This window comes from Saccharopolyspora sp. NPDC045941, from assembly GCF_056431445.1.
This window is the reverse complement of record NZ_JBWKKU010000004.1, coordinates 89602-110113: the sequence shown is the minus strand read 5'-3', so window position 1 is coordinate 110113 and position 20512 is coordinate 89602. Positions and strand designations below refer to the sequence as shown.

The window sequence follows — 20512 nt, the reverse complement described above, 5'->3', positions numbered from 1 at the left end:
TCAGTCCCGCGCGTCGGTGCGCCGCAGCAGCACCAGCGTCGACGCCAGCAGCGCCGACGCCACGACCGCTTGCGCGAACGCGAAAACGCCCCAGGAACCGACGAGCTGCCCGTCGGACCAAAAAGCGCCACCGAGGTAGGTGAACTGCGGCCCGAGCAGCAGCGAACCGAGCAGGAGCAGCAGTTCCGGGCCGAGGTACGCGGCAACCGTCGCGGCGACGAACGTCCGCTGCGATTCGTCCCCGGGCTCGGTCAGCGCGGTGACCGCGCACAGGCCGCCGATGGCCACCACCGGCAGCAGCGCGGCCAACGCGCCGACGCCGGCCATCACGGTCATGCTGCCGTATTCGTGCGGGATCCCGGCGAAGAGCATGACGAACTGCGCGGCGGCCGCCCCGACCACGACGTAGGCGAGCGGGCGCCGGCTGGGCGGCACGAAGCGCGCCCGCCGCGGCACCGCGTCGAACGGGGCCCACCGCATGGCCAGCAGGACGGTGAAGGCGATCACCGCGAAGAACTCCAGCCACACCCACACATCGGCCTCGGCGTGGATCGAGGCGAGCGCATCCACGAGGCAGTAGACCGCGTTCGCGACGACCAGCCCCGCGCCGATCACGCTCCGCCCGCCAGGCCGCTCCATGAGCACGAGCCCGGCGAAGAGCAGGGCGAACCGGATCAGGAAGTACCCGAGCCCGAGGAAGCTGGACGCGGCGATCATGCCGGTGGACACGAACAACGTGGTCGCCGTGACGGCAGCGGCGGCCGCGAAGAGGACCTTCGAGCTGCGCACCCAGCCAGGAACCCAGACCCGGCTCCGCCAGTCGCCCTCGACCGGCGGTGGCGCACTGCGCGCCCGGGACCAATCGAGCACCGCCGCCATCCTGGTCGGCAGGTCACCGACACCCGGCGGGCCGACCGAATTCCGCAATTCCGCCGCCAGCGCGGACAACGGCGCGCTCGCCGCGCTGGCGGCGACGACGCTCAGCGCGTGCGGCAGCCGCCCGCACAGCTCGATCAGCTCATCGGCGGCCTGCCGCTCGGCCGCCAACCGGTCGTCGCCCAGCCGGCGGGCCAGCAGCTCGCGCGACTCGTCCGCGCCGAGCGGGTCCAGGGTGATCGAGCGGGCACCTTCGGCGATCAGGCCGGTCAGCTGATTCCGGCTGGTCACCACGACGAACGCGGTGGAACCGCCGGGCAGCAGCGGGCGCACCTGCTCGGCGTCGCGGACGTCGTCGAGCACCACCAGCACTCGCCGGTCCGCCAGCAGCGTGCGGTAGCGGGCGGCCTGCGCCGCCGGGTCCGACGGGATCTTGTCGTCCCCCAGCGCCTCCAGGAAGCTCCGCAACACGTCACCCGGCCGCACCGGCCAGCCGGAAGCGTCGGAACCCCGCATGTTCGCGTACAACTGGCCGTCGGGGAACCGCTCCGCCACCTGGTTCGCCCAGTGCACGGCCAACGCGGTCTTGCCGATGCCCGCCGTCGCCTCGACCGCCGAGATCACCACCAGGCGGGCGGATTCCGCCAGCACCGCGTTCAACGCCGCGGTCTCGTCCGCCTGCCCAGAGAACGACGCGACGGCCGGCGGCAGCTGCCGGGGCACCACCGGATCCCGTTGCCGCCCACCGAAGTGGACGCCGCCGTAGACGTTGCCGACCTGAGCGACCGGCCCGTTCACGGTGCCGCTCTGCTCGTTTTTGGTCTCGCCCTCATCGCCCACGAGCCACCCACCCCATCCCACCAGGCCCAATGCGACGTTCCGCCGATGATCTTAGCGCCGCTGCGACGGCCGAGAGGGGAAATCCCGCACCACGCGGGCGGATCAGCGTCGTGCCGCGACGAAAGCCTCGAACTCGGCCCGCTGCTGCGGGGTCATCACGTCCTTGGGGACGACCACGGCCTGCACCTTGCCGAACATCACGTACCAGGCCTCGGGAGTATCCACCGCGCGATCGAGCCCCTCCCACCGGCACCGCGACTCGACCAGCGGGTAGGCGATGTGCATCCACTCGTCGTCCAGCGTCAGGCGGTACCCGTGCTGGATGGCGGCGGCCTGGGTGCGCATCCCCACCGCGACCATGATCGGCCCGATCGCGAAAACCACCGCCAGCCCGCCGGCGGCGGCCGCGTACCCGACCGCCGAGGAGGTGTCCAGCACGACCAGGACCACGCCGAGGAAGGCGAGCACCCCGCCCAGGATGCGGGTGAGGAGCACGTAAGGACGGGACAGGAACCGGATCGTGCGCCGCAGGCGGTGCACGTCGTGGGGAACCTCCAGGGACATCTGCACCGACGCATCTTAGAGACGATTTCAGGATCGGCTCGCATGGCGGTGCGGCTACGGCCCCTCACATGTGCCCAAACGGGACCGGGCCGCGACCGCCCTCGCCGGACGGGTCTCGGCCGCCGGGCCATCATCCGGTCTTCACCTTCCGTCCCCTTCCGTCGATCAGCAGGAGCGCTGGCTCTACGACGGCATGGCCGACCTCGCCGCCGCGCCCACCGCCGGCGTGGACCTGGCGCTGTGGCTCATCGACAGCCACGCGACGACCCCCGGTTCCGCGGTGCTCACCGTCAACGGGACCACCGTCGGCCGGCTGGTCTTCGCGGGCGGCGCGACGAAGGGCTCGACGCTGGGCGACAGCACCGTCGCCGGATCGCCGCTGAAGCCGTCCTACCTGGAGCGGTCGCTACCGGCCGAGCTCTTCCGCGCCGGGGAGAACGTCCTCGAACTGCACAAAGACGAGGGCTCCTGGATCGCCTACGACGCGATCGGGGTGTTCGCCCGGCGCCGCTGACGTCGCGACGACCGGTTACCGTACGTTGCGATTCGCGCAGGAGACCTGCGCCTCAGCGGCGGGATGGTACCGGTCGAGATGAGCTCGGTTCACGGGGTGGCCCTCGGGTTTCGACCCAGCGGTAGCCACATCGGACACAAGCGTCACATCGGCACCAAACGGTCATATTTTACCTTTTCGGGCGTAATTGTCCGAAGGCTTGACAACGGAACGTGTTCGCGTTCACTCTTTCGTGCCATGAACCTGTCCGACAGCCGGGCAGCCGGACATGGCATCCGGCGAGTCGGCGCGATGGAGGCAGTCCTCGAGACCCTCCGCGACGCCATCGAACGAGGCGAGTACTCGGTGGGCGACAAGCTGCCCGCCGAGGCCGGCCTCAGCAAGGAGTTCGAAGTCAGCCGGTCGGTCGTGCGGGAGGCCCTGCGCGCCCTGCAGGCCCTCGGGCTCACGGCGTCGAAGACCGGCAAGGGCACGTTCGTGGTGTCGAACCGGCCGGTCGAGAACCCGGTGTTCGGCCATTACTCGGCGCGCGACCTCCTCGAAGCGCGCCGGCACGTCGAGGTCCCGGCCGCGGGCTACGCCGCGCGCCGGCACACCTCGGACCACCTGGACACGCTCACCGAACTGGTGGAGCGGATGGAGCAGGAGACCGACAACACCGCCTGGGTGGCGCTGGACTCGCTGTTCCACATCACCATCGCCCAGGCATCGGGCAACCCGGTCTTCGCGAAGGTCATCGAGGAGATCCGGGACGCGCTGGCCAGGCAGTCGACGCTGCTGAACCAGCTCGGTGACCGGCGCCCGGCGTCGAACGTCGAGCACCGGCTGCTCCTGGATGCGATCGGCGGCCGCGACGAGATCGCCGCGGCCGAGGCGATGACCCATCACCTGACCCACGTCGAAAGCACGCTCAGCAACATCGTCGGGGCCGCCGCTACCGCGGTGCCCGCAGCTGATGAGAACGGGGATAGCTGAATCCAATGACCGACCAGACCCTGCAGCCGTCGCAGCGTGGCGACGGCCCGGCCGACGCCGGCGACGCTGGTTACAGCAAGTCGCTGAAAGCGCGGCACATCAACATGATCGCCATCGGCGGCGCGATCGGCACCGGGCTGTTCCTCGGCGCCGGTGGCCGGCTCGCGCAGGCCGGCCCGTCGCTGGCGATCGCCTACGCGGTGTGCGGGTTGTTCGCGTTCTTCGTCGTGCGCTCGCTCGGCGAGCTGATCCTGCACCGGCCCTCGTCCGGTTCCTTCGTCTCCTACGCCCGCGAGTTCATGGGTGAGAAGGGCGCCTACACGGCGGGCTGGATGCACTTCCTGAACTGGTCCACCACGGGCATCGCCGACATCACGGCGATCGCGCTGTACGTGCACTACTGGTCGGCGTTCACCCCGATCCCGCAATGGGTGCTGGCGCTCATCGCGCTGGCGATCGTGCTGACCCTGAACCTGGTGTCGGTCAAGCTGTTCGGCGAGCTGGAGTTCTGGTTCGCCATCATCAAGGTCGCCGCGCTGGTGCTGTTCATGTTCGTCGGGATCTTCCTGCTGGTCACCCAGCACCCGATCGACGGCAACCTGCCCGGCCCGCAGCTGATCACCGACAACGGCGGGATCTTCCCGGCCGGCGTGATCCCGCTGGTCCTGATCATGCAGGGCGTGGTCTTCGCCTACGCCTCCGTCGAGCTCGTCGGCGTCGCCGCCGGTGAGACCGAGAACCCCGAGAAGATCATGCCGAAGGCGATCAACTCGATCATGTGGCGGATCGGCCTGTTCTACGTCGGCTCGGTCGTGCTGCTGGCGATGCTCATGCCGTGGGGCGCCTACAGCAAGAGCGAAAGCCCGTTCGTCACCGTGCTCTCGCACATCGGCGTGCCCTACGCCGGCGACGTGATGAACCTGGTGGTGCTCACCGCCGCGATGTCCAGCCTCAACTCGGGCCTGTACTCCACCGGCCGCATCCTGCGGTCGATGTCGATGGCCGGTTCCGCGCCGAAGTTCACCGCCGTGATGAACAAGAGCCAGGTGCCCTACGGCGGCATCCTGCTGACCGCCGCCGTCTGCGTGGTCGGCGTCGGGCTGAACTACGTGGTGCCCGCCGAGGCGTTCGAGATCGTGCTGAACTTCGCCTCCATCGGCATCCTCGCCACCTGGGCCATCATCGTGCTCTGCCACCTGCTGTTCGTCCGCAAGGCGCAGCGCGGCGAGGTGACCCGGCCGAGCTACCGGCTGCCGTTCTCGCCGTACACCGAGATCGTCACGCTCGTGTTCCTCGCGTCGGTGGTGGTCCTGATGGCCTTCGACGAGATCGGCCGGATCACGCTGATGGCCCTGCCGGTGATCATCATCGCGCTGGTCATCGGCTGGTTCCGGGTCCGCGGCAAGATCGACACCTCGGTGCTCGAAAAGGCCGACGCATGACCCGCACCCCGCCGGTCGGCGTTCCCGCGCACGTGCCGCTGGTGCACGTGCTGCGGGACGGCCTCGTCGAGAGCGTCCACCACGGCTCGGTCGTGGTGGTCGCTCCCGACGGTTCGATCCTGTTCCAGGCCGGCGACGCCGAAACGGCCTGCTACCCGCGTTCGGCGGCCAAGCCGATGCAGGCGGTCGCCATGGTCCGGCTCGGCCTGTCGCTGCCGCCGGACCTGCTGGCGCTCACGGCCGCCAGCCACTCCGGCGAGCAGATCCACCTCGCCGGCGCGCTGCGGGTGCTGGAGTCGGGCGGGTCGACCGAGGCCGACCTGGGCAACCCGGCCGACCTGCCCTTCGACCCGGCCGAGCGGGAGGCCTGGATCGCCGCGGGCCGCCCGGCGAGCAAGCTGGCGCACAACTGCTCGGGCAAGCACGCGTCGATGCTGCACGTCAGCCGCCGGCAGGGCTGGTCCACATCGGACTACCTGGATCCAGCGCACCCGCTGCAGCGCGAGATCGCGTCCACAGTGGAGGAGCTGACCGGGCAGCGGATCGCCAACGTGGCCGTCGACGGCTGCGGCGCGCCGCTGTTCGCCGTCTCGCTGCGCGGCCTGGCCACCGCAGCCGGGCGCATCGCCAGCGCGCCCGCCGACAGCCCGGAGGGCGTCGTCGCGCACGCGTTCCGGGCGCACCCGGAGATGGTGGCCGGTTCCCGCCGGGACACCACGGCGCTGATGGCGGCGGTGCCCGGCCTGATCGCCAAGGACGGCTTCGAAGCGGTGCAGATAGCCGCGCTGCCCGACGGCACCGCGATCGCCCTCAAGATCGCCGACGGCTCCGACCGCGCTCGCCTCCCGGCGACCATCGCGGCGCTGGAGATCGCGGGCGTCGACCCGGGCCTGCTCGCCCGGTTCACCAGCGACGGCCTGACCGTCACCGACGCCCTGAAGAACTGACACCGCAAAAGGGGTGTGCCCGCCGGAAGTCCCGGCGGGCACACCCCTTTTCGCAGTCCGCGGTGATGCTCAGCGGCGTTCGGCGTAGACGCGGCCGGCGTGTTCCACCAGGGCGATCAGGACTTCCTTGGCCGACTCGCGTTCCCGGGCGTCGCAGATGACGACCGGCGTGCCCGGGTCGAGGTCGAGCGCCGCGGCGACCTCCTCCACCCCGAAGCGCCGCGAGCCCGTGAACTGGTTGACCGCCACGATGAACGGGATCTCGCGGCGCTCGAAGTAGTCCACCGATGCGAAGCAGTCCGGCAGGCGGCGGGTGTCCGCGAGCACGACGGCGCCGAGCGCGCCCTGCGCGATGTCGTCCCAGAAGAACCAGAAGCGATCCTGCCCCGGCGTGCCGAACAGGTACAACGCGAACTCGTCGCGCAGCGTGATGCGGCCGAAGTCCATCGCCACAGTCGTGGTGGTCTTCTGCTCCACCCCGGCTGTGGAATCCACGCCGACGCCGGCCTCGGTGAGGCGCTCCTCGGTGTGCAGCGGCCTGATCTCGCTGACCGCGCCCACCATCGTCGTCTTGCCGACGCCGAACCCGCCGGCGATCAGGATCTTCAGCGCGGTGACGGGCCCGCCGATCCGGTGGTCAGAGCGCGCGGAGGCCATTGATCACTTCCCTCAGTACGTCTTCGCTCGGCAGTTCGCGCGGCGGCGTGGGGCGCTCGATGCGGACGTGCCCGGCGTCGAGCAGGTCTGCCAGCAGCACCCGGACGACGCTCAGCGGCAGGTTCGACCGGGCCGCGATCTCCGCCACCGACACCCGCCTGCCCCGGCAGAGGCCGAGGATCCCGACCTGTTCCGGGGTGAGCGTCAGGTCGTGCTCGGGCGCGGTGGCGGCCACCACGAGCGTGATGATGTCCAGCGTGCCGCGGCCCGGCCGGGCGCGGCCGCCGGTCATCGCGTACAGCCGCACCATCGGCCCCGCGTCGTCGTACCAGTTCTGGTGAGGCCCGTTCACGGCCCGCACCCCGATGCCGTCATCGGTCACCCCCGGCTTGGCCGGGCGAGCGGTCCGCGGCGTGCATGTGCTCGCCGACCTGGTTGATCAGCCGCGCCATCTCGTAGGCGACGAAACCGATGTCGGCGCCCGCGTCGGCGAACACCGTGAGGCAGGTGCCGCCGCCGGCGGCCACGACGAACAGGAAGCCGCCGTCCAGCTCGATCATCGTCTGCCGGACGGAGCCGGCGTCGAAATGCCTGCCGGTGCCCTTCGCGAGGCTGTGCAGCGCCGAGGCGACCGCGGCGAGGTGCTCGCCGTCCTCGTCGCGGACGCCCGACGACACGGCCATGGCCAGGCCGTCGTTGGACAGCAGCAGCGCGAGTCTGACTCGCGGCACGTTGTGGACCAGCTCGTCCAGGAGCCAGCTCAGCTCCCCGGACCGTTCGGTCGTGCCAAACATGGATGCTCCTCGTCTCAGGCGTCAGCGGAGTCGTCGGTCGCCGCGCCGCGCCCGCGGGCGAATCCCTGCTGGAGCGCGGACATCATGCTTCGCGCCTGGTCGGGCGAGAGCATGGACGCGGCGGCCGGGTCGGTTCGCTTGCGGTTGTCCGCTTGCAACCCGGCGGCGAGGCTCGCCTGGCGGGTCCGGCGCGGCAGACCCCCGGTGTCCGGTTCCGGCTCGGGCTCGTCGGCCGTCGCCGGCTCCACCCAGACCTGCTGCCGCGCCGGCACCGCGGTCCGGACCGGCAGCCTCGTCGCGATCGCCTTCTTCGGCGGTCGCGCGGGTTCGTCCGGTTCGGACGGCTGGTCGCGGGAGTCCTCGGCCGGTTCCGGCGTGAGGATCGACATCGGCAGCAGCACCACGGCCGTGGTACCACCGTAGGGAGAGCGGCGCAGCGACACGGTGATGCCCTGCCGGTTCGCCAGGCGGCTCACCAGGTACAGGCCCAGCCGATCACTTTCGAACAGCTCCAGCCGGTGGGCCTCGGCGATCAGCCGGTTGGCCTCCGCCAGCCGCTCCGGGCTCATGCCCAGGCCGCGGTCCTCGATCTCCACCACGAACCCGGTGCCCACCGGCTCGCCGTGCACCAGCACGGTGCTGTCGGGCGGCGAGAACGTCGTGGCGTTCTCCACGAGTTCGGCGAACAGGTGCGTGACGTCGGAGACCGACGAGCCGAGCACGGACAGCCCGGACATCCGGCGGACCTCGACGCGCGGGTAGTCCTCGACCTCGGAGACCGCCGAGCGGACCAGGTCCATCAGCGGCACCGGCTGGCGCCAGGCCCGACCGGGTGCGGCACCGGACATGATGATCAGCCCCTCGGCGTGTCGACGCATCCGCGTCGCCAGGTGGTCGACCCGGAACAGATCTTCCAGCGCGGCCGGGTCTTCCGTCCGGCGTTCCATGCCGTCCAAGATGCCGAGCTGGCGGTGCACCAGGGCCTGGTTCCGCCGGGCGAGGTTGACGAACACCCCAGACACCCCCGTGAGCAGTTCGGCCCGTTCGGCCGCGGCCTGCAGCGCCGAGCGCTGAACCGCGTTGAGCGCGTCGCCGACCTGGCCGATCTCGCCCTCGCCGGGCGCGACCACCGGGACGTCGGCATCGATGTCGATCTTCTCCCCGGCCCGCAGCCTGCGCATCGCCTGCGGGAGCCGCCGGTTCGCCAGTTCCAGCGCCGAGTCGCGCAGGCCGACCAGCTCGATCACCATGCCGCGACCGATCCGGACCGACACCGCGAGCGCGAGAAGCACGGCGACCAGGCCGAGGAGCACCGTCCACACCGCCTGCATCGTCACCGATCGGCTCGCCGCTTCCGCCTCGGCGGCGCCCGCGGCGCGAGCGTTGGCCTGGCTGGTGTCCACCGCCTGCGTCAGGGTCTGCACCGCGCCACGCCACTGGTCCGGGGCGAACGTGACGGCGCCCGCTTCGAGCATGTCCTTCTGCATCGCCCAGAGGGAACGGTAATCGTCGCCATCGACGAGTCGCCGGTACGCCTCCTGGCCGGCAGCCGGGAGTTCGGGCAGCAGGCCATCGGTCAGCACGTCCTGACCACCGAGTGCGACGGCGAAGGCCCGGTGCTGCTCGGGCGTCATCCTCGCGCCCGCCGGCACCGAGGTCACGATCGCGTCCTGCCGGGCGATCGTCTCCGCGACGCGGCTGTGCTGGAGGACGACCCGTGCGGTCGCGGCCGCCTGCCCGTCCTGCACGGTGGTCAGCACTTCCTCCACCGCGAACGCGTGCTCGATCGCAGCGGAGTACTCGACGTAGGCACTGGTCCAGTCCGCTGGCCGGGCGTTCTGGAACCGGTCGAGGTCCTGGACGAGCACGTCGATGCGCTCGTTCACGTCGGTGGCGAGGCTCGCGATGTCGGCCCTGGCGACGGTCACGCCGTCGAGCAGCGCGGTGGTGGCCTGCGCGGTGCGCGCGCGCTCGGCGGCGAAGGCCTGCTCCGCCGCCGGTTGCGGCGCGGCCAGATACCGCACGGCCGCGGCGCGCTCGCCCTGCAGGCTGCCGACCAGGTCCCGGACCGGGCCGGCCAGCTTCTCGTTGAGCTGCTCGACCTGGTGCAGCGTCCACGCGCTCTGCACCGCCGAGACCGTGGCCATCGACCACAGCGCCATGAGCGAAACGACCGGGACCGCGAGCAGCGCAACGGTCTTCGCGCGCACCGATTTCGGTTGCAGGCGCGGGAATCCAATGCCGGAATACCGGCGTTTTTCGGGCATGAACCATCCATCCCGGATTTTCGAGAAACGACTGTTGCGGACGCGGCGGGCGACCGATCAATTCACGCGATATGCGCGGCGGGAATTCCGTTGATCAAATTCTTCCGGCGGCGGTCTCCGCGGGATTCTCCGACGCTCCCCCGGCGTCGTCCGAATCGGGCTTCCGCGACGCGTTCGGCGAAATCGCGACGAACGCCGAGGTGAGGAACAGGTACGACCCCAGCAGGACGGTGAGCGGGAAGATGAACTGCATCGGCGAGGCGCCGGCCACGGGCGCGGCCACGTCGTGCAGGTGGACGCTCACGGCGGCCATGCCCGTGTAGTGCATCGCGCTGACCGCCACGCCCATCACCAGCGAGGCGCCGAACGCGGCCAGCGGGCCGTGGATGTTCAGGGTCGCCCACAGCGCGGCGGTCGCGGCGGCCACGGCGATGAGCACGGACAACGCGACGATCTCGGGGGCGTAGCTGACCATGCCGGAAAGCCGCATCGCCGCCATCCCGACGTAGTGCATGGCGGCCACCCCGACGCCGGCGATCAGGCCGCCGACGAGCACCGCCAGCACCTTGGAACGGCTGTAGCCGACCGCGAAGACGCCGATGCCGACCACCACGATGGCGACCACCAGGCTCAGCACCGTGAGCGGGACGTCGTAGCGGACGTCGGTGCCCGTGACGTGGAAGCCGAGCATCGCGATGAAGTGCATCGTCCAGATGCCGGTGCCGATCGCGACGGCACCGTTGATCAACCAATTGCGCCGCGCGCGGCCGGTCGTCGCGAGCGCGCGCACCATGCAGCGCAAGCCGAGCGCCGCGCCGACGCAAGCCATCACGTACGACAGGACCGGTGTCAGCCAGCCGAAACCGAACTCCGTCATCGAGCCTATCTGACCCATTATTCCCTAAAGCGTGTAGGCGGCACCTGTCAAGAAGCGACCCTCATTGCCCCGACTGGCCGGTCACGTCGAATGACCATACTCAGATCACGCGCCGATCACAACCACTCTCCACAATAGATTTTCGAGTGACAGACTATGCGCGGTGCGTGATTCCCGGCCACATACGACGCGGTTAATTCTCCCTTAAGTAACGCCCCCCGGCGCCACGACGACCGCGCGCGGGCCGAGAACGTCCGAATAGGACGATCATCTTCGGCGCCCTGCCGGAACGGCGGGCCGCCGCGTCACTCCCCGCCACCGTCGCCGTCGCCGCTGTCTCCCCCATCGCCGCCGCCGAGGCCGCCGAGGAGAGCCCGTTTCCACCACGGCAGCGGGATGTTCAGATGGGCGACCACGCGCTCGTCCGGGTACTGCTCCATCCCGTGGATCGCCACCGCTGTGGCCACCTGGACCGGATGGCTGAACGCCTGCCGAGCGTGCCGGCTTCCGGCCGGCACCTCCGACGCGGCCCGCGCCCGGTCCACCACCCGGTCGCCCTTGAACGTGCGCTTCGGCTCCCACCCGAGGTGCAGCGTTCCCACCCACAGGAACACGACGAGCGAAACGAGGAGGCACTCCGGCGAGAAGTAGCCGCGGATCAGCGAATCGACGACGCGGATCAACCCGGCCGCGGCGACGGCGCCGAGCAGCCCGATCAGCACGCGCAGCGCCTGCAACCGGCCAGACCCGCTGATCAGGCCGTGGACGCTCAGCCACGCCGCCAGCGCACGGGTGGTCCCGGACCGGCGGAAGGCGCGCCGCAGCTCGGCCATCGCGATGCCGTCGCCCGCCCAGTCCAGCACCCGCTGCTGGTACTCGTGCTGCACGCGAATGCCGGTGGCGCGCAGCTTTCCGTCGGCATCGACGCGCAGCGCCCCGGCCGCGACGAGCTCGGCGACGATGCTGTCGGCCACCCTGTCGACGCCGCCGCTGAGGTAGGCGAGCTGGTACTGGTCAGGCTCGAAGTAGCCGGTCTTGGGCCCGATCCTGGCCAGCAGGTTGAGCAGGGAGATGCCACCGCGCAACAGGACCATCAGGAAGAAGAGCAGGAAGGCGAACTCGGAGTTGCTCATCCCCCAGGCGACGTCCACGTGCCCTCCTCGATCGATCCGTTCCCCGGTAGACGCCCCACCGCCGTCGGGGTTGGCTCCGGGGCTGCTATCCCCGCACTGTCCGGGTCGAATCTTCGGCAAGCGTCCCTCAATTGACCCAGCGCACGCGGACACCATCACCGAGCTCGCCGAGGCCAACGTGCCGATCTCGTCTGGACAATTCGACCTGCAGCGACCTCCCGGCGAGCGGGCGCAGGTCGACGATTTGCCTGCTCGTGCCCAGCACGACCAGCCGTTCCAGGCTCGGCATCTCGGAAACGGGTGCCAGGTTCGCCACGACGTCGCCAACGAGGGTCAGCTCGGCGACACGGGCCGGGTGGGCCGCGATTCCCTCCAGCGCATCCGGGGCCGTGTGGTGCCCCAGTCTCAGCTTCCCGAGGTTCGGAAGCTCTGGAAGTGCGGTCAAAGCGAACCCGCGCGGCCAGCCGTCGATGCTCAAGTACTCGAGTGCTCGGAGGTGCCCGAACGGTGAGAGGTCCGTTCCCGAGCCCAGGTCACCGAGCGAGAGGCTGACGAGTTTCGGAAGATTCTCCAGGAAACCCAAGTCTGCGTGCTCCTGGCGGTGCCAAAGGTACAGTTGGACAAGCTCCGGGAGTTGCCCCAGCGCAGCGAGGTTCGTGTAGCTGTCGGCGAAGAACAGCAGTACCGACCGCAACCCTTGATGTTCCAGCAACGGAGTCACATCGATGTCCCCGCGCAGAACGGCACGGATCATCTCGATCTTTCTGATCCCGGCGAGGACCTCGAGCGTATCCAGCGGTTCGTGGTTCGGCAGCCACACGTCGGCGCGGTTGACGTTGCGAAGAGCAGGCAGGTGCGGGATGAACCTCCTGGAATCCACCCAGATCGAGCCGTTCACCAACGGCGCATCGGCCAGCACGTCGTGCGCGTAGCGCTCCGGGTCGAAGTACTGCCACGCCTTCGCGAGTTCCCGCTGAATCTCAGGACGCGGATCGCTCGCGTAGCAGGCCAATCGCGACATCGCCTCCGGCGTGGCCGTGAGCGCGACGGTGCGCACCGTCGACTCCGCCGCCGCAACGGACAGGTCCGTCAGGTCGGTGGGCAGGTAGTGCAGCACCCGGTGCCCGATCGAGGCCAGCGACGCCGTTTCCCGGAGGCTCCTCGGCGGCACCAGGCGATCGCGGATGACCTGGTCGACCCGGTCGTGCACCGCGGCATCCACATCCGTCACGGTCTCCAGGCACGCCGCCGCCAGCAGCCGCAGCCGCCGGGCCCGGGAGGGCTCGGCGTCGGCGCGGTCCAGGATTCCGGTCAGCAGCTCGCCCACCTCGTTGCGGTGGGCGTGGCCGCAGGCCATCACCACGGTTTCCCACCACGAATCCAGGTGCGCGTGGGCCACCAGTGCCTCGATCTGGCCGTCCTGGATCGCTTCGGCGGCCGCGAGGTACTCCTGGAACGTCCGGTGCACGAAATCGACCTGGCCGGGCACCGGTTCGCGCACCACTCCGCTGCGTTCCAGCAGGTGCGCGACGATCGCGCCGGGGTCGGCCGTGGTGTTCGGCATCGACCGCACCTTGCGCTCGACGTGCTCGCGGGCCTTCGCCGTCGACAGCTGGCTGCGGTTGCCGAGGGTGAGCCGCCACGCCAGGTCGCGGAGCAGCACGGACTTCTCCGTCAGGCTCAGCAGTCCGGTGATCTCCCGCTCGGCGTCCCGCAGTTCCAGCAGCATGCTCAGGGCGGCTTGGTAGAGCTCCATCCGGTTCTGCGGCAGTTGCGACGTCCGCCCCAGGTTGAGCGCGCACAACATGGCGCACAACAACGGGTTCGCCGCCAGCGCGCGGAGGTGCTCCCGGCTGTCGAGCTGGTTCATCAAGCGACGTTGGGCCGCCGGAAGCGCATCGACCGGGCACGGCAGCGCGTCGGCGTCGCGGGCGGCGTCGTGCCAACGGCCGAGGAACGTCTTCACGTCGGTCGGCCCCATCTGCTCCAGCAGCACCGAGGAGAAGCCCTGCTCGGTCAGCCAGCGCTCGTCCGCCGCCGCTGGGCGCGACGTGACGACCACCTTCGTCTCAGGGAAGGTCGCGTCCAGGTCGCGCAGCCATTCCCGCACCTGGTTCCGCTTCGCGGGCCGAAGCTCGTCCACGCCGTCCACCAGCACCAATGCCTCGCCGGACCGCAGGCTCCGGTGGACCCAGCCGGGCGGCATCAGGCCGACCAGCCACTTGGCGGTCTCGTCCAGGAACTGCTCCGGCGCGGGCAACGGCGAATCGGCGTAGCGCCGCAACCGGATCGGCAGCGGCACACACCCGTTCCACTCCCGGAGCCGGCCGGTGAACCCGCCCTGCGCGGCGGTGACCGCGAGCCAGTCCAGCAGCGTCGTCTTGCCCGAACCGGCATCGCCGCGCACCAAGGTCCGGTTCGTGAGCGCGGATTCCACGCGCGTTCGAGTCCGGCGGTGGTCGTCCTGGGCGGCGAACCACTTGTCCGCCGTGGCGGCGCCGTTTCGCGGGTCGTCGTCCGGCTCGGACACGGTCAGGCTCAGGTAGGCGACGCTCAACGACAATCTGGGCCGATGGCGCATGCTGAGCCCGAGCAGCTCCAGCCGGTCGAGCGCGTTCGCGATGTACCGCAGGTATTCCCCGCGGAACTCCTCGTCGTTCTCCGCGCCCTGCGGGGCGTGCAGGCTCGTCCTGGGCAATCGGGCGAGAATCTCGTCCAGTTGGGCGGTTTGCGCGGTCGCCCGCCCGAGGACCCCGGCGAGCGCGCGGGGCTGGAACGCGGGCAGCTGCCGGATCACCTGCACCAGGTAGCGGCAGGCCTGGTCGAGGGCGAGGTCGTGGAGCCTGGTGGCGAGCTCGGACAGCCCGGCGTGGTTGGGCACCTGCTGGCGGATGCGCCGCGCCAGCACCTCAGGGTCGGCGTCGGCGTCGAGGATCGCCTCGTCGGACAGATCCGCGTCGTCGATCGCGTCCACCACCGCATCGAGCGCCGCACGGACCTCGTTGTCCGGCAACGCCGAGAACTTCGTCTCCAGCAACGGTTCCAGCTGGTCGCCGACCTGGTGCCCGATGCCTTCGGCGAGGTGCTCCAACCGCTTGCGCTGCCGCACCGTCGACAGCTCGGCCGCGGCGAGTTCCACCAGCGACGCGGTCCGCTCCTTCGACTTGCGGCGCTCCTCCAGCCACGACTTCACGGCCCGCTGGGCAACGGCTTGGCCGACCTTGCCCGCGACGGTCTCCATCCCGGTGATGACGTCCCCCTCTGAACCGAATGTCAACCGGCTGGAACAGGACCGCCGAGCCTACTCGACGTGCCTCCGGAAGAACCCGGATCCTCGGGAACCCGGCCGTTCTCCCTGTTGTTCCTCCGCCCTCACCGGGAACGAGGAATTCGCCCGCGCCTCACTGGCAATTCATCGCCGGAGAATCTCCTGGCCGCTGCCACGGCGCTACGCTGCCGCCGGTTCGATCTTGCGGAGAGGCGGACGGCGATGACTTCTGCGGCATTCCCACGTTGGTTGGCTGCGCTCGGTGCCGTCGTCCTCCTCGGCGCACTGCTACCACCGGCCGCGCCCGCGTCGGCCGATCAGCCGCACCTTGCCGAGGAGCAGATCGCGCCGGGCGTGACCTACCGGTCCTTCGAGCTCTCCACCGAGCACGGGCCGGTCGTCGGATACCTGCTGACCGCGGACCTGCGCGATCCCGACGTCGAACTTGACCTGCTGCACCCGCCCGCGGTGGCCGCCCGGGACGAGATCGACGACATGACCAATGCGCAGCGGGCGGTCGCAGGCGTCAACGGCGACTTCTTCCACCTGAGCGAGACGCACGAGGGCGTCGCCGCGACGGGCTCCTCGGTCGGGCCCGCGATCGCCGACGGCGTGGACCTGAAAGCCGCCGTTCCCAACGGGCAGCGCTTCGGGCCGGGATTGCCCGCGGGCACCTCGACGAAGGACGTGTTCGGTCTGGGCGTCGACCGGCGCGCGCGAGTCTCCAGCGTGTCGTTGACCGGCGTGGTGCGCAGCGGCGGGACGACGGCCGACCTCGCGGGCCTGAACCAGTACGCGGTGCCGGTCGGCGGAATCGGGCTCTACACCTCGGCGTGGGGCGAGGTCTCCAGGGTGCGAGCGGTGTGCGGCACCGACACCGATCGCTCCGCGCCGTGCACCACCGACACCGAAGAAGTGGTCGTCCGCAACGGCGTTGTCAGCGCCGAGCACGACGAGCCGGGCGCCGGCGCCATTCCCGGTGACACCGTCGTCCTCGTCGGGCGCGAGGAAGGCGCCGCCGAGCTGGAGAAGCTCAACCTCGGCGACCGGGTCGTGGTCGAGTCCCGGCTGGAGGCGGCCGAGGCACCGCCGCTGGAGTTCGCCGTCGGCGGATTCCCGATCCTCCGCGCCGGAAAGCCGTTGCCCGGCCTGGAGACCGGGACGTTGGCGCCGCGCACCGCCGCGGGTGCCAGCTCGGACGGGCGGATCGCGTACCTGTTGACCGTGGACGGGCGCTCCGCCGCCAGCACCGGGCTGAGCGTCCGCGAGCTGGCCGACCTGATCCGGTCCTTCGGGGCCGCCGATGCCGTCAACCTCGACGGCGGCGGCTCGTCGACCTTGGCGGCGCGCGACCCCGGTCAGCCCCGGGCGGTGATCAAGAACGTTCCCTCCGACGGCGTTCCCCGCGCCGTGGCGAACGGGATCGGCGTCTTCTCCACCGCCCGCTGACGAACCCGCGTTCTAGAAACACCTCGGCCGCGCGCCAAGACCTTCCCCGGGTGACGCCGGCGTCAGACGACCTGTCCGCGCAGCGGAACCCGGTTCCACCACGTCACGCAGCGCCAGACCCACTCCAGCGGCCCGAATGCGAATCTGCTCAGCCACCAGCGCGAGAACACCCACTGCACCACCAGGATCCCGGCGGCCAGCAGCAGCATCAGGTCGTACCGGATGGAGTCCTGCCCCAGGCCGATCACCGGCGCCACCGCCAAGGTCAGCAGGGTGGCGGTGATGAAGTTCGTCAGCGCCATCCGCCCCAGCGGCGCGAACGCCGCGGAAAGCACGCCACCGGCGCGAGTCCTGCACAACAGCAGGAAACCGGACGCATAGGCGAGCCCGCCAAGCAGTCCCGCCGCCGCCCAGATCACGAAGAACGACGCCGAGCCCTTGCTGTTGACCTGCAACCAGAGAGCGAAACCGGCCAGCACCGCGGAGAGTCCGAAGGTGATCGCGAGCTGCCCCGCCCGGCGGTCGAGCGTGTCGATCACGCTGTACCGGACGGTGGCCGCGCCGAGCAGGAACAAGCCGGGGACCAGGCCGACTCCGCCGTTCAGCCCGAACAACCCCACCGCGAGCAGCCCGGCGCCGCCCCAGAGCGCGACCCACCGCGGCAGCACCGACGTCGGCAACAGCACGATCAGACCGACGACCGCGTAGATCAGCAGCGGCTCGCCCGGCAGCAGGAACTGGTGCCCGATCCCGATGACCAGCAGCGCCAGCAGCCTCCGCAGCAAGAGCACCCGGGGCCGGGCCGCTCGCCCGGTCGCGCGGTCCAGGAACAGCGCGAATCCCACGCCGAACAGGAACGCGAAGATCGGGTGGAACCGCTGCTGCACGAACATGTTCAGCGCCGAGCGGACCGGATCGGCCACCCCGATCGCAGGCCCCCAGCCCATGTGCACGATGTCCGGGATGTTGACGAACAGGATCCCGCACAGCGCGAACCCGCGCAGCGAGTCGAGATCACCGATGCGCCGCCGCACCGGTCGTGCCGCCACGGCAGTCGTCATCGACCCCACCTCCGCGATCCGCACGACGCGAGCCCGTCCGCGCACCGAACCGCTTGCCGGCGCATCAGAGGCTTCATCGCCCCGGCACCGGCCGCTGAGCTTGACACGAGTTCCTCCTGACATCGCAGCCCACTCGGCCCATCGCCGAGTCCGATCACGATCAGGATCAGGATCGCCGCGACCACCCCTATCGCGGATCATCCGCAAGGCCGAGTCCGGCCCGCACCGGTCAGCCGATCGGCCACCAAAGAACGAGCCATTCGGCCGGGAAGGCGGGAAAGCGCCTCCTCGCTCCGATCCCGTCTGCTACCGGGGAGCCCGATATCGCCCACCGGCCCCGGAATCCTGGGGCTAGGGTCGGTTCCATGGTTGATCGGTTCCAGGTCGTTCCGTCCGTCTACATCGCGCTCCGCAGGTCGGCCGCCCAGGAGGAGGTGCTGCTGCAGCTGCGCCGCAACACCGGGTACATGGACGGGCATTGGGCGATGGCCGCTGCGGGCCACGTCGAATCCGGTGAGTCCGTCATCGACGCCGCGCGCCGGGAAGCCGCCGAAGAACTCGGCATCGGCATCTCCGCCGGAGACCTCGTGCCGCTGTCGGTCATGCACCGAACGCAGGGCGACCACCGGGCGATCAACGAACGGGTGGACTTCTTCTTCGAATGCCGCCGCTGGAACGGCCGGCCCAGGCGGGCCGAGCCCGAGAAGACCGCCGATCTGCAGTGGTTTCCGCTGGACACGCCGCCGAGTCCGGCCGTGCCCCACGAGCAGTACATCCTCCGGCACCTGCGCGCCGGCACCCTCCCCCAGGTCACGACCTTCGGCTTCTGACCGCCCGCCGTCGGCGGGAGTTTGACCTTCACCCAGGGACAACCCGCAGGGTCGGGTCACCGGGCGAGACGCCCGGGACGAGGAGGGAGCCATGTCCAGGCTGAGCATCGGCGAGTTCGCGCAGGCGACGGGGCTGACTCCGAAGGCGTTGCGGCTCTACGACGAGCTGGGGCTGCTGCCACCGGCGGACGTCGATCCGCGTTCGGGCTACCGCTCCTACGACCGGTCCCAGCTCGAACACGCCCGGCTGGTCGCGTGGCTGCGCGGGCTCGGCATGCCGTTGGCCCGGATCAGGGTGGTCTGCGACCTTCCCCCGCTCGCCGCGGCAGCCGAGGTCGGCTCGTACTGGCGCCAGGTCGAGGCCGACACCGCGGCCCGCGGGGAGTTGGCGGCCTTCCTCCTCGATCACCTGTCGAGGAGGGAAACCGAAATGGCCGATGTACCAGCGGAATGGCAACTGCGCTCTGCTGCTCGAGATGACCGGGGGTTCGTGCGGGAGGAGAATCAAGACGCGGTGTACGAGGGCAGGAACCTGTTCGCCGTCGCCGACGGATTCGGCGCGCAGGGCATGGACCGCGCGGCGAGCGTCGCGGCGGTCGACGCGCTCCGGGCTCTCGACGCCGAGGCGCCCACGGGAAACCTGCTGAAGACTCTCGGCGCGGCCGCGAACGGCGCGCGGCAGGCCGTCCACGACTTCGCAGCCGACCCGGCGCACGAGAACGTCGGTACCACGCTGACCGCGATGCTGTGGTCGGGCGCCCAGTTCGCCTTGGCGCACGTCGGGGACACCAGGGCGTACCTCCTGCGCGACGGGGAGCTCACCCAGATCACCCACGACCACACCTTCGTGCAGTCGCTGGTCGACGAGGGAAAGCTGACGCCGGAGGAGGCGGCGACGCACCCGAACCGGGCAACGCTGCTCCGCGCCCTGCAACGCGGCGGGACCGTTGAACCGGACCTCCACCTGCGCGAAGCGCACAGCGGCGACCGATATCTGCTCTGCTCCGACGGGCTCCACGCGGTAGTGCCCGAACAGCAGCTGCGCGACGCCTTGGAGGCTGCAGGCGATCCCGGGGAAGCGGTCGATCGCTTCACCGAACTCATCCGCGACGCAGGCGCACCGGACAACTTCGCCTTCGTGGTCATCGACGCGCTCGCACGCGCGTAGCCGGCCGACGGCCCGTCCTCGCCAACCGGTCGAGGACGGGCCGTCCGCAGGCGATATCACCAGACGGTGTAGCCGCCGTCGACGACGAGGTCCGTGCCGGTGCAGTAGCTGCTGGCGTCGGAGGCCAGGAAGACCACGGCGGGGGCGATCTCGCGGGGTTCGGCGACCCGCTTCATCGGGGTGTCGCCCACCCAGACCCGGCGCCACTCCTCGTTGCTCATCCCGCGCTTGGTCATCTCGGTGCCGACGTAGCCGGGCGAGACGGAGTTGACCCGCACGCCGCGGTCGGCCCACTCCCCGGCCAGCGACTTCGTCAGGTGGATGACGCCCGCTTTCGCCGTGTTGTAAGCAGATTGCGGTTGCGGGTGGTTGGAGATGTGGCCGCTCATGCTGCCGGTGTTGACGATGCTCCCCGAACTCTGCTGGAGCATCCGCCGGCCCGCCGCCCGGCAGCAGTAGAAGACGCCGTCGAGGTTCACCGACATCACCCGCCGCCAGTCCTCGTCCGCGAGGTCCTCGCTGGGGTGGTTGTGCACGATCCCGGCGTTGTTGACCGCGACGTCGAGCGATCCGGCCGTCGTCGCCACGTGCTCGAACGCCGCCTCCACGCTGGCGGGGTCGGTGACGTCCGCGGCCACGAACTCGACGCCGTGCCGCTCGGCGGTGGCGTTGCCGACCTCCGGGTTGATGTCGCAGATGAACACTCGCGCCCCGGCATCGCGCAGCCCCAGCACGATCGCCTCACCGATGCCTTGCGCGCCGCCGGTGACGACCGCGTTCTTGCCGTTGAGTGCGAAGAGATCGCTCAAGTTCCCCTCCCGGGACGTGGCCGAGGCACGAAGCCTGATCA

General features: G+C 70.3%; 18 protein-coding genes. 7 read left to right on the top strand and 11 right to left on the bottom strand.

Features of this window, described 5'->3' with window-relative positions; all coding sequences use genetic code 11:
- The gene (locus AC07FN_RS04585) at positions 1–1716 is read right to left on the bottom strand and encodes an NB-ARC domain-containing protein (protein ID WP_478394365.1); all 1716 of its coding nucleotides are present in this window, start codon (positions 1714–1716) and stop codon (positions 1–3) included.
- A gap of 102 nt (positions 1717–1818) precedes the next feature.
- On the bottom strand, positions 1819–2280 hold the full coding sequence (locus AC07FN_RS04580; protein WP_478394485.1) for a YcxB family protein: 462 nt from the start codon (positions 2278–2280) through the stop codon (positions 1819–1821).
- Positions 2281–2350: 70 nt separating this feature from the next.
- Here AC07FN_RS04580 and AC07FN_RS04575 point away from each other — a divergent pair, with 70 nt between their 5' ends.
- The 4 genes from AC07FN_RS04575 (at position 2351) to AC07FN_RS04560 (ending at position 6158) form a co-directional block, all read left to right on the top strand.
- Complete coding sequence (locus AC07FN_RS04575) at positions 2351–2794, top strand: hypothetical protein (RefSeq protein WP_478394364.1); 444 nt, start codon at positions 2351–2353, stop codon at positions 2792–2794.
- A 291-nt stretch (positions 2795–3085) separates the two neighbouring features.
- Positions 3086–3769, top strand: coding sequence for a FadR/GntR family transcriptional regulator (locus AC07FN_RS04570; RefSeq protein ID WP_478394484.1), 684 nt, complete (start codon positions 3086–3088; stop codon positions 3767–3769).
- Positions 3770–3774: 5 nt separating this feature from the next.
- Entirely contained in the window at positions 3775–5211 is a 1437-nt protein-coding gene (locus tag AC07FN_RS04565; RefSeq protein ID WP_478394363.1) for an amino acid permease, read from the top strand.
- Positions 5208–6158, top strand: a complete 951-nt coding sequence (locus AC07FN_RS04560) for an asparaginase (RefSeq protein ID WP_478394362.1) — start codon at positions 5208–5210, stop codon at positions 6156–6158. Before AC07FN_RS04565 ends, AC07FN_RS04560 begins: the two co-directional genes overlap by 4 nt.
- Positions 6159–6227: 69 nt before the next feature.
- Here AC07FN_RS04560 and AC07FN_RS04555 read toward each other — a convergent pair whose 3' ends face one another.
- The 7 genes from AC07FN_RS04555 to AC07FN_RS04525 form a co-directional block, all read right to left on the bottom strand.
- Positions 6228–6815, bottom strand: a complete 588-nt coding sequence (locus tag AC07FN_RS04555) for a GTP-binding protein (protein WP_478394361.1) — start codon at positions 6813–6815, stop codon at positions 6228–6230.
- Positions 6796–7167, bottom strand: coding sequence for a DUF742 domain-containing protein (locus AC07FN_RS04550; RefSeq protein ID WP_478394360.1), 372 nt, complete (start codon positions 7165–7167; stop codon positions 6796–6798). The genes AC07FN_RS04555 and AC07FN_RS04550 overlap by 20 nt, the downstream gene beginning before the upstream one ends.
- Positions 7168–7186: 19 nt before the next feature.
- The gene (locus AC07FN_RS04545; protein WP_358565350.1) at positions 7187–7609 is read right to left on the bottom strand and encodes a roadblock/LC7 domain-containing protein; all 423 of its coding nucleotides are present in this window, start codon (positions 7607–7609) and stop codon (positions 7187–7189) included.
- A gap of 14 nt (positions 7610–7623) precedes the next feature.
- Positions 7624–9876, bottom strand: a complete 2253-nt coding sequence (locus AC07FN_RS04540; RefSeq protein WP_478394359.1) for a sensor histidine kinase — start codon at positions 9874–9876, stop codon at positions 7624–7626.
- Between the two features lie 94 nt (positions 9877–9970).
- The gene (locus tag AC07FN_RS04535; protein WP_452615691.1) at positions 9971–10753 is read right to left on the bottom strand and encodes an MHYT domain-containing protein; all 783 of its coding nucleotides are present in this window, start codon (positions 10751–10753) and stop codon (positions 9971–9973) included.
- A gap of 305 nt (positions 10754–11058) precedes the next feature.
- Entirely contained in the window at positions 11059–11904 is an 846-nt protein-coding gene (locus tag AC07FN_RS04530; protein WP_478394358.1) for a TIGR04222 domain-containing membrane protein, read from the bottom strand.
- Positions 11905–12013: 109 nt separating this feature from the next.
- On the bottom strand, positions 12014–15163 hold the full coding sequence (locus tag AC07FN_RS04525) for an NACHT domain-containing protein (RefSeq protein ID WP_478394357.1): 3150 nt from the start codon (positions 15161–15163) through the stop codon (positions 12014–12016).
- Positions 15164–15376: 213 nt separating this feature from the next.
- On the opposite strand from AC07FN_RS04525, the gene AC07FN_RS04520 reads away from it, so the two are divergent.
- Positions 15377–16603, top strand: coding sequence for a phosphodiester glycosidase family protein (locus tag AC07FN_RS04520; RefSeq protein WP_478394356.1), 1227 nt, complete (start codon positions 15377–15379; stop codon positions 16601–16603).
- Positions 16604–16665: 62 nt separating this feature from the next.
- Here the strand turns inward: AC07FN_RS04520 and AC07FN_RS04515 are convergent, their stop codons facing one another.
- Positions 16666–17664, bottom strand: coding sequence for a DUF418 domain-containing protein (locus tag AC07FN_RS04515; RefSeq protein ID WP_478394355.1), 999 nt, complete (start codon positions 17662–17664; stop codon positions 16666–16668).
- 365 nt (positions 17665–18029) lie between these two features.
- On the opposite strand from AC07FN_RS04515, the gene AC07FN_RS04510 reads away from it, so the two are divergent.
- Together AC07FN_RS04510 and AC07FN_RS04505 are read left to right on the top strand one after the other, a co-directional pair.
- The gene (locus AC07FN_RS04510; RefSeq protein ID WP_478394354.1) at positions 18030–18494 is read left to right on the top strand and encodes an NUDIX hydrolase; all 465 of its coding nucleotides are present in this window, start codon (positions 18030–18032) and stop codon (positions 18492–18494) included.
- A gap of 91 nt (positions 18495–18585) precedes the next feature.
- Positions 18586–19662 carry a MerR family transcriptional regulator gene (locus AC07FN_RS04505; RefSeq protein WP_478394353.1) on the top strand — a complete coding sequence of 359 codons (1077 nt, stop codon included), beginning with the start codon at positions 18586–18588 and terminating at the stop codon, positions 19660–19662.
- Positions 19663–19718: 56 nt separating this feature from the next.
- Here the strand turns inward: AC07FN_RS04505 and AC07FN_RS04500 are convergent, their stop codons facing one another.
- Positions 19719–20471: an SDR family NAD(P)-dependent oxidoreductase gene (locus tag AC07FN_RS04500; RefSeq protein ID WP_478394352.1), complete on the bottom strand. Its 753-nt coding sequence runs from the start codon at positions 20469–20471 to the stop codon at positions 19719–19721.
- Positions 20472–20512: the final 41 nt, after the last annotated feature.